Source organism: Sedimentitalea sp., from assembly GCF_039973035.1.
Classification (GTDB): Bacteria; Pseudomonadota; Alphaproteobacteria; order Rhodobacterales; family Rhodobacteraceae; genus Sedimentitalea.
The window spans coordinates 40,697-49,570 of record NZ_JBDWLR010000034.1 but is presented as its reverse complement, the minus strand read 5'-3'; the positions used below and the strand labels follow the sequence as shown (position 1 = coordinate 49,570).

Genomic DNA, 8,874 nt, shown 5'->3' with positions numbered 1-8,874 from the left:
AAGCAAGCGGAAATCCATCGGGGCTCGCGGCTACGATATATCGGGCCGCCCTTAGAAGCCGGATATACATCAGCAATCGCGACCTCGAAACCAGAACCAAGCAGACCGTTGCAATTAGGCGGGGTCCATATATATCCACACAAGCAACAACGCCAGAGCCAACGATCATCGGTGCCGTGCAAACAGGCAGGACGCATGACCGCAACCCGCGACGATTACGGCGTCGAAAACCCACGCCAAACAGGGACCGTCCAACATGGCAATGCCTCCACACACGCGCACTTTTGCGAAGGTCGCGCCAAACCCCGGTTGCCGTCGGTGACAACAACCGGGAAAGCCCTAAAATGCGACGTTATTCGCACCTTTCAGGGCCAGCATCTGCCGCGCCTCGTCCGGCGAAGCGACCGATAGGCTCAATCCCTCCAGCAATTTGCGTACCTTGACCACCTGCGCGGCGTTGCTCTCTGCCAACTTACCCGGCGCAATCCATAGCGAATCCTCGAGCCCAACGCGGACGTTGCCACCCTGCGATGCTGCCTGTGCCGCGATGTTCATCTGGTTGCGTCCCGCCCCAAGTACTGACCAAATGTAGCTGTCGCCGAACAAGCGGTCTGCGGTGCGTTTCATGTGCGCCACGTCATCCGGGTGTCCGCCGATGCCGCCCAACAGGCCGAACACGGTCTGGACGAGGAACGGCGCCTTGACCAACCCGCGATCAACAAAATGTGCAAGGCTATAGAGGTGCGAAGTGTCATAGCATTCAAATTCAAATTTGGTGCCATTGGCGTTACCCACCTCTAGAATGTGCTGAATATCCGCAAAGGTGTTTTTGAACACCAGATCGCGGGAATTCTCGAGGTGCTCACGCTCCCAAGAATGCTTGAACTCCTTGAAGCGGTCCAGCATCGGATAGAGGCCGAAGTTCATTGAACCCATGTTGAGGCTGGCCACCTCGGGCTGCAATTCAGCCGCCGGGCGCATGCGCTCCGCCACTGTCATATGGGGAGAACCGCCGGTGGTCAGATTCAGCACCGCTCCAGTGGCCTGCTTCAGTTGCGGCAGGAACGCGCGGAACGCCTCGGGGTCCTGCGTGGGTTTTCCGGTCTCCGGGTCGCGCGCATGCAAGTGCAGTATTGTGGCACCGGCCTCGGCGGCCGCAAGGCTGTCTGAAATGATTTCCTGCGGTGTCACCGGCAGATGCGGCGACATAGAAGGTGTGTGAATGGCACCGGTGACGGCACAACTTATGATAACCTTGCGGCTGGACTTTGCCATGGGTTGGGTCTCCTAGATTGGGAATTATGCGCGGACTTTGCCGCGCAGAAATTGCATGAGCGCCATCAGGCGGCTGTCGCGCCGGGCCTGTGCGCGCGGGATTTCATCCAGCGGCAGGGCGGCGCGGCGTTCGGTTTCGATCTGCTCAAGCGCGGGTCCAGACCAATCGGCGATATCGCGCTGGCTGGGGGCCATGTTGACATACATTCCCTGGTACCTTGCCACATAATCGCGTACCCCACCCGGCGCGTTCAGGTCGATGGTTTCGAACGGACCCATCAACGCCCAACGCGGGGCCAGCCCGTCACGGATCCCGATATCCACGTCCTCAGGCGACGCGATACCCTGATCAACCAGTCGGAACGCCTCTTGCAGCAGCGCGCCTTGCAGACGGTTCATCAGGAAGCCGTCAATCTCGCGCTTCATGCGGATCGGAGTCTGGCCTATGCGCTCCATTAAATGTGCGGTGCGTTCTACAATTTCAGGATCGGTCCACGGGGCTGGTACTACTTCGACCGCCGGGATCAAGCTAGGCGGGTTGATCGGATGCGCAACCAAACAACGGTGCCGCCCCTTGAGCGATTCCGAAAAAGCTGAAGGCAGCAGTGCCGAGGTTGAAGACGCCAGGACCGCCCTCTCTGGGGCCAGCCGGTCCAGGTCCGCCCAAATCTCCTTTTTGATCTCAAGCTTTTCTGGGGCATTTTCCTGTACGTGATCCACACCCGTCAGGGCATCTTCGAGCCCTTTTGCAACCCTGATACGGGCAGCGATCTGGTCTGGCGTTTGTCCCATCAGCAGATCAACCGCCGCCATGTCCCGCGCCATTTCGTGAATGCGGGCGGGCGCGGCATTGGCCGCCAAAGCGGATTGGTCATACATGGCAACATCGCAGCCACCACGAGCAAAGCTGACCGCCCAGGCGCAACCGATCAAACCGCTGCCGATTATGGCAATCTTGGGGGCGCTCATCACAAGGTCTCCACGCCACCGCAAACACTGATCGCCTGACCCGATACGTTTGATCCGCCCGGGCTAGACAGGAACAGGCACATGGCCGCGATGTCCTCGGCCGTCACCATCCGGCGCAACGACACTTTGGACAGATATTCTTCGCGCATCTTTTCAAACGAGACGCCGACCTGATCGGCGCGGGCCTGGATTACCTTGTCAATGCGCGGGCCTTTGACGATACCCGGCAGGATAGCGTTTGATCGCACACCATCCGGGCCCAACTCGGCGGCCAAACTCTTGGCCAGCCCGACCACACCCCATTTCGACGCCGCATACGGCGTCCGAAAAGCATAGGGCAATCGTCCCGCAACCGAGGCCATAGCTATGAACAGACCCTTGTTCGCTTTCAGGTCACTTTCACCAAAGCGTGCGGCCAAATAGGCCCCACGCAGGTTGATTTCAAGACACTGATCCCACTCTGCCTGTGAAATGTCGCGAACGCTTCCGGTCGGGCCCGCGACACCAGCATTTGCGATGACGACATCCAACCCGCCCATACGGTCGCGCGCTTCATCGAACAGCGCCTTGGTTTCAATTTCGTCCGCGGCATTGGCCACGCTTCCCGTGATCGCACCACCGGTCACGGCCTGTACAGCCGCCTTATCGATGTCTGAGATATGCACACGCGCCCCGGTTTCGGCATAGCCACGGGCGATGGCCTGTCCAATCCCCCCTGCCCCAGCGGTAATCAGGATGCGCAGGCCCTTTTGCGGCGTCAATGACGCAAGAACAGTCATAGTTTCGGGTTCCTCCCCTAAGTGATTGTTTGTCTGCGACACGATCCGACCCGCCTCAGCGGGCTGGTCGATTTACCGTGTCGCCTTCCCCCGCCTCTTCCGATAATGCGGCACGAATTCCTATGGCGGCGGTGCGGATATCCTCGACGATGGCTAGGCGCAGGCGCTCTGGATCCCGATCGATCAGGGCTGCCAGGGCCTCATCGTGAAAGCCCATCGAGGTCGCCATATGCTGAGAGCTCGGCACACTGACCCGGATCGACGGTCCGACAGTAAGCCACAATCGCCTGATAATATTAAGCAAAAGCGGCCATTTGGCAGCGCGGTAGATGCCGCCATGAAACGCGGCGTTGGCGGCAAGGTAATGGTCGGTTTCTTCGGCCGTGGCTGCACGGGCCAAAGCCGTGTGTAACCCACGGACTCGCTCGATGCCTTCATCCGTGATCAGGCGTCCGGCGCGCTCGGCCGCCATACCTTCGTTCACGATCCGAATGGATGTGATCTCGTCAAAATCATCCGGGGTCAGCTTGCGCACCTGTAAGGTGCGGCTACTGGTAAGCTCCAACGCGCCTTCGGCGGTTAGCCGGGTCAATGCCTCGCGGACCGGCATGGCGCTGACATTCAATTGCTGCGCCAACCCGCGCGAAGAAATCATATCACCCGGAAGATATACACCGGTCACAAGACTGGTGAACAGCCGATCGTAAATCTGCTGTTGCAGGCTATCTCGCCTCAGTGGGGCAACGCCTGCGTCGAGGCCGGTGGCAGAATCGCCTTGCATTGTGACGCCTTTTAGTTATCGTTGATCTGCGATCGCAGTGTGCCAATGCGCCCTGATAAAGTCAAGCGACACAGGCAAGCAATGCATCGCATCACGCCCCATCCGGGGACGAATCATACCTTACCGCCCGGGAAAGGAGACCCGCGCGGACCGTCTGGGAGGACGAACATTGAAAACCGTCACCACTCTTTCCGCAGCATTTATGCTTGCGACCACCAGCCTCGTGCAGGCTGATACGCTGGACGTTGCCAGCACATTCCCGAAAAATATGCCGTTCCTTGGCGAAGGCGCCGAAGTGCTTGGCAGGAACATTGAAATCGCTACCGGTGGCGAAGTCAAACTACGCGTTCACGGTGCAGGTGACCTTGTTCCCGCTCTGGAAGTGCTGAACCAGGTTAGCACCGGCGCGATCCCGGCGGGCTGGGATTTCATAGGCTACTGGGGCGGCACGATCCCCGTTGCAGCCCTTGCTGGCGCTATGCCTTTTGGCCCCGGCCCAGACTTGTTCGCCGGCTGGATGTGGGAAGGTGGCGGGCTGGAAATCATCCAGAAAGCCTATGACCCGCTGAACGTTAAACTTCTGCCTTGCCATATCACCGCACCGGAACCCGGCGGTTGGTTCAACAAGGAAATCAACTCGGTAGAGGATCTGCAGGGGTTACGCATGCGGATTTCCGGCATGGGCGGTCAGGTGCTGAACAAGCTTGGCGCCTCTACGCAGTTGATCCCAGGTGGCGAACTTTATGTTGCACTGGAACGTGGCCGCATCGACGCGACCGAATTCTCGCTGCCCGTGGTGGATAAATCACTGGGTTTCGCTGAAATTGCTAAATACTACTACTTTCCCGGCTGGCATCAGCCTGCAAGCTGGAATTCTCTGATCGTCAACATGGACGTCTGGAACGACTTTGGCGAAGAGATTCAAGAACAGGTTCTCGTCGCGTGTAAGGCAACCGTGACTTGGTCGCTGGCGGCTGCGCCCGAACCCCAAGGTGCAATCATCGAGGAATTCCGTTCCATGGGCGTGGAAACCAAGCGCTTCCCTGATGAAGTTCTGGCCGCCCTGCGCGAAGCGTCTGTCGAGGTGCTGGCAGATGCCGCCGCCTCCGATCCAATCGTGGCCGAGGCCTACCAGTCGATTCAGCAGTATATGGCAAAGGCACAAATCTGGGACGATCTTCAGCAGCTCCCGGCAGCGAACTGATCTGACATGACATCTTCGCGGTCCTCCCTGGAGCGCGTCGGCCATGCGCTCGTGCAAACGGGTGCATGGCCAGGGCGCGCTGCGGCCTGGCTGTTGCTGCCGATGATTGCACTTGTGCTGGCAGCCGTCATTGGCTCACTCATGAAGGTCGGTCAGATTGCCACTTGGCAGACTGACGTTCCAATCTTTGGCACAGGCCTGACCCTGAATGGTTTGGCCGAGCTGCAATGGCATATGCTGACTATTCTGGTGATGCTGGGCATGTCCTACGCATTGGCCGTTGATCAACACGTCCGTGTTGATCTTGTGTACGGCCAACTCAGTCCGCGCAAACAGGCGCTGCTTGACCTCATTGGCGACGTTCTGTTTCTGCTGCCTTTCTGTTTCATCATTGGATGGCTCAGCCTGTCATTTGTCGAGTTTTCCTACAATACCGGCGAAAAATCGGATTATGGCGGCCTGTCCGACCGCTACCTGATCAAGGCTTTTCTACCCATCGGCTTTGTGTTTCTCGGGATCACCGGCATTGGCCGCGTCCTTGTCCATCTTGGGCGGATCTTTGGTCCGGACCCCTCGCCCTCTGTTGTGAACGAGGACCTCAATGGCTGAATATTTCCTTCCTCTTTCGATGATCGTGGTTCTGATCGCCGGCATCTTTTCCGGGTATCCAGTGGCTTTTGTGCTGGCTGGAGTCGGCATCTTGTTCACCTTCATCGGGGATGTGCCTCTCGTTTTCCTGAACACTGTCTCGTCGAAGATTTTCTCGGGTACGTTGACAAACTGGCTGATGCTGGCCGTGCCACTGTTTGTGTTCATGGGGTTGATGCTGGAAAAATCCAACATCGCCAAAAACCTGTTGCTATCTCTGGAAAAAATGTTCGCACAACGTCCCGGCGGTCTGGCCTTGTCGGTGACGATTGTGGGCGTGGTCATGGCTGCGTCCACCGGTATTGTTGGCGCATCCGTCGTGATGCTGGGTCTGATGGCGTTGCCGGTCATGATCAAGCAGAACTATTCGCTGCCTTTAGCGGCGGGTACGATCTGCTCGGCGGGAACGCTGGGCATCCTGATCCCGCCATCGATCATGCTGGTATTGGTTGGCGACATCCTGTCGATTTCGATCGGGGACCTTTTCATGGGCGCGATTATCCCCGGAGTCATGCTGGGTGGCTTATACGCTGCCTATATCCTGGTCACCACATGGCTGGATCCATCCAAAGCACCCCCTGCCCCAAAGTCAGAATCCGCAACGACCGGCGATGCGCTGATGCTGATGCTCAAACACCTGGTCGCGCCGGTTCTGCTGATACTCGGCGTTCTGGGGTCAATTGTGGCCGGCGTCGCCACCCCGACAGAGGCCGCCGCCATCGGCGCATTGGGTGCCACGATCCTTGCCGCCGTCATGGGCCAATTGACCCGCAAGAATCTGATCGACTGCGTGCGTGAAACTACCCTGACCACAGCGATGATCCTGAGCGTTGCCATCGGCGCAACTGTGTTCAGCGCGATCTTCAAACGGGTTGGCGGAGACTACATGATCGAGGATGCGGTGCTGTCCATCGCGTCTGGCCCCTACCAGACACTGTTCCTGATCATGGCGCTTATCTTTGTACTAGGCTTCTTTCTGGAATGGATCGAGATCAGCTATGTGATCCTTCCGCTATTCGCACCGATCATCGCCGGGCTGGATTTTGGCTTTGGCAACTCCGGCATTACCCTGACATGGTTCGCTGTGTTGGTTGCGGTCAACCTGCAGACGTCGTTCCTGACGCCGCCCTTTGGCTATGCTCTGTTCTACCTGCGCGGCATCGCGCCGCCGGAATTGGGCATCAGTCAGATCTATCGCGGCATTATCCCATTCGTACTGATCCAAATCGTTGGGCTGGGGCTATGCATCGCGTTTCCGGCATTGGTGCTGTGGTTGCCCACAATCGTGTCAAACTGAGGACAATATGGAGAATTTCTTTGATCTGACCGGCCGCCGCGTTGTCGTGACCGGGGGAACCAGCGGGATCGGTCTCGCCATTGCGCAAGCGTTTCTACAGGCAGGTGCGCGGGTTGTCGTCACGGGTCGCTCTGCTACTCGCGGGGCGGAGGCACTCACGCATCTTCAACCCCACGGCGAGGTACATTTCGTCCAAGGCGATGCCGGATCAGAGGCAGACGCCGCGGTAATGGAACAATTCATCAGGCAAGAACTTGGCGGATTGGACACGCTGGTTTGCGCCGCCGGTACCAACCGCCGGATGGCGCCACAAGACCTGACGCTCGACGACTGGGAGGCCGTCCTAGACGCAAACCTCAAAAGTGTCTTTCTGACCTCACGCGCCCTGTATCCGATGCTGAAAGATTCCGGCGACGGTCGCATAATCACTGTGGGGTCAATGATGTCAGTGCTGGCGAACGAGGCAAGCAGCGCTTATGCCGCGGCCAAGGGCGGCGTGGTACAATTCACCCGCAGTCTTGCGGTGTCGTGGGCGCCGGACGGCATCCGCGCCAATGCGATCCTGCCGGGCTGGATCGACACCCCCCTGACCCGTCAGGCACGGAAGGACATCCCCGACCTCGACGAACGCGTCACCAGCCGTACCCCACTGGGTCGATGGGGAAAGCCAGAGGAAATGGCCGGCACCGTGCTATTTCTCGCCTCACCCGCCGCGCGCTTTGTCACCGGGACAGCGATCCCCGTCGATGGCGGCTACGTGATACGGGGTTAGTCGTTTTCACCTAGGACGTCGATACTGCAGCCTTGTTGCTTGAGGCTTCGCTCAGCCGATATCGAGTGCGGTCTTCTCCGTTCAGGATGCTGTATATACCGCACAGGCTCAACGCTGATCGCCGTGACAAGATCGCCAAGCAGAAGCATCGAGTGACGGACTGAGCCGAATACAACGAAGGCTTATGGCGGCGAAGAGACCTGACGGGTTGGATTTGCGACGAGACACCGCTTTGTGGTCGGCACCGCGCAGGACGAAGCCGGGTGGACAGCCTGTCTATTCAGCTCTGGCGATTGAGACCTGCTTGACCCTGGGCATGGTGTTCCGGCAGCCGTTGCGCCAGACTCAAGGCTTGATATGTTCGATTGCCAAGCGACTGGGGGTCGAAATCGCGGTGTCCAGTTTCTCCATCTTGTCGCGCCATGGCAACGGCCTGACATCGTGCGTTCAGGCGCATGCCAACGGCCAAGCGGAAATCCAGTTGGCCTCACCCTCTCAGCGATGCCAGCATCGCTTGCCCGGTAACAAATAGCACCGGATTGAAGATCCACGGTGCGGGCGAAATGCTAGAGGAAAAACATGAGACCAAGCGCAAACGGCATTACTGGCGCAAGCTACACCGCAGTCTCGATCATGTCAGCGGCAAGTTCGCCTGCTCCGATGTGGATCTTGCGCCATTGACAGCGTTTGCGGCCACCATGCTTACGGTCGCCCCATTCACCTTCGCCGTCATCCTTGATGCCGATGCTGTCCACTGCCCGGCAGTGCTTTGCGAAGCAATGTCACGAGAGGGGATCAGCAGGTTTAGCGGTCCCTGCGAACCCATGTAGGGAATATTCGCGGCCAAGGTTTTCTGGCGCCGGTTCAGCGTGCTGAAATTCGGCACCGCCAAGCCGAGGCCGATCAGGCTCCCTACGAACACTATTGTCAGCCTGAGGGCCATGCCTAAGAGCCCCTTCATCTTGAGGCAAGTCTATCGCGGAATAACTATGCTGTGGTTGCCGCACTCGTTTGCAAGTCGATGGCGGCACTCAAGCCATTTCCGGATCGAACCAAATGTTCAGGGAGCCGCGTTGCTTCAGCGTCTCGTTGTAGGTCGGCCAATTGTTGTTCTTGTATCTTGGATGGATAGGGCTGCTCATGCAGAGC

9 protein-coding genes and 1 pseudogene are annotated in these 8,874 nt (G+C 58.5%); 5 read left to right on the top strand and 5 right to left on the bottom strand.

Annotation, left to right across the window (positions count from 1 at the left end; translation table 11 throughout):
- Positions 1-339: 339 nt before the first annotated feature.
- From ABJO75_RS07930 to ABJO75_RS07915, 4 genes are read right to left on the bottom strand one after another with little or no spacing between them, the layout of a single operon-like run.
- A complete protein-coding gene (locus ABJO75_RS07930) occupies positions 340-1,275 on the bottom strand; it encodes a 3-keto-5-aminohexanoate cleavage protein (protein WP_348124519.1) in 936 nt (311 codons plus the stop codon).
- A 24-nt stretch (positions 1,276-1,299) separates the two neighbouring features.
- Positions 1,300-2,244, bottom strand: a complete 945-nt coding sequence (locus ABJO75_RS07925; protein WP_348124517.1) for a 3-hydroxyacyl-CoA dehydrogenase — start codon at positions 2,242-2,244, stop codon at positions 1,300-1,302.
- Positions 2,244-3,023, bottom strand: coding sequence for an SDR family oxidoreductase (locus ABJO75_RS07920; RefSeq protein ID WP_348124515.1), 780 nt, complete (start codon positions 3,021-3,023; stop codon positions 2,244-2,246). Before ABJO75_RS07920 ends, ABJO75_RS07925 begins: the two co-directional genes overlap by 1 nt.
- Before the next feature lie 55 nt (positions 3,024-3,078).
- Positions 3,079-3,804: a GntR family transcriptional regulator gene (locus ABJO75_RS07915; protein ID WP_348124513.1), complete on the bottom strand. Its 726-nt coding sequence runs from the start codon at positions 3,802-3,804 to the stop codon at positions 3,079-3,081.
- Positions 3,805-3,973: 169 nt separating this feature from the next.
- Between ABJO75_RS07915 and ABJO75_RS07910 the strand changes: the two genes are divergently transcribed.
- From ABJO75_RS07910 to ABJO75_RS07890, 5 genes are all read left to right on the top strand, one after another.
- The gene (locus ABJO75_RS07910; protein WP_348124511.1) at positions 3,974-5,008 is read left to right on the top strand and encodes a TRAP transporter substrate-binding protein; all 1,035 of its coding nucleotides are present in this window, start codon (positions 3,974-3,976) and stop codon (positions 5,006-5,008) included.
- Between the two features lie 6 nt (positions 5,009-5,014).
- The gene (locus ABJO75_RS07905) at positions 5,015-5,617 is read left to right on the top strand and encodes a TRAP transporter small permease subunit (protein WP_348124509.1); all 603 of its coding nucleotides are present in this window, start codon (positions 5,015-5,017) and stop codon (positions 5,615-5,617) included.
- Positions 5,610-6,953, top strand: coding sequence for a TRAP transporter large permease subunit (locus ABJO75_RS07900; protein ID WP_348124507.1), 1,344 nt, complete (start codon positions 5,610-5,612; stop codon positions 6,951-6,953). Before ABJO75_RS07905 ends, ABJO75_RS07900 begins: the two co-directional genes overlap by 8 nt.
- 7 nt (positions 6,954-6,960) lie before the next feature.
- A complete protein-coding gene (locus ABJO75_RS07895) occupies positions 6,961-7,725 on the top strand; it encodes an SDR family oxidoreductase (RefSeq protein WP_348124505.1) in 765 nt (254 codons plus the stop codon).
- A 184-nt stretch (positions 7,726-7,909) separates the two neighbouring features.
- Positions 7,910-8,257, top strand: coding sequence for a transposase (locus ABJO75_RS07890; protein WP_348124503.1), 348 nt, complete (start codon positions 7,910-7,912; stop codon positions 8,255-8,257).
- A 124-nt stretch (positions 8,258-8,381) separates the two neighbouring features.
- Here the strand turns inward: ABJO75_RS07890 and ABJO75_RS07885 are convergent.
- Positions 8,382-8,867 (bottom strand): annotated as a pseudogene (locus ABJO75_RS07885) (transposase); the annotation flags it as partial.
- Positions 8,868-8,874 lie beyond the last annotated feature (7 nt).

What these genes read in the sequence shown, in the direction of transcription:
- ABJO75_RS07930 (WP_348124519.1), bottom strand. Translation starts at nt 1,275, where the DNA reads ATGGCAAAGTCCAGCCGCAAGGTTATCATAAGTTGTGCCGTCACCGGT.
- ABJO75_RS07925 (WP_348124517.1), bottom strand. Translation starts at nt 2,244, where the DNA reads ATGAGCGCCCCCAAGATTGCCATAATCGGCAGCGGTTTGATCGGTTGC.
- ABJO75_RS07920 (WP_348124515.1), bottom strand. Translation starts at nt 3,023, where the DNA reads ATGACTGTTCTTGCGTCATTGACGCCGCAAAAGGGCCTGCGCATCCTG.
- ABJO75_RS07915 (WP_348124513.1), bottom strand. Translation starts at nt 3,804, where the DNA reads ATGCAAGGCGATTCTGCCACCGGCCTCGACGCAGGCGTTGCCCCACTG.
- ABJO75_RS07905 (WP_348124509.1), top strand. Translation starts at nt 5,015, where the DNA reads ATGACATCTTCGCGGTCCTCCCTGGAGCGCGTCGGCCATGCGCTCGTG.
- ABJO75_RS07900 (WP_348124507.1), top strand. Translation starts at nt 5,610, where the DNA reads ATGGCTGAATATTTCCTTCCTCTTTCGATGATCGTGGTTCTGATCGCC.
- ABJO75_RS07895 (WP_348124505.1), top strand. Translation starts at nt 6,961, where the DNA reads ATGGAGAATTTCTTTGATCTGACCGGCCGCCGCGTTGTCGTGACCGGG.
- ABJO75_RS07890 (WP_348124503.1), top strand. Translation starts at nt 7,910, where the DNA reads ATGGCGGCGAAGAGACCTGACGGGTTGGATTTGCGACGAGACACCGCT.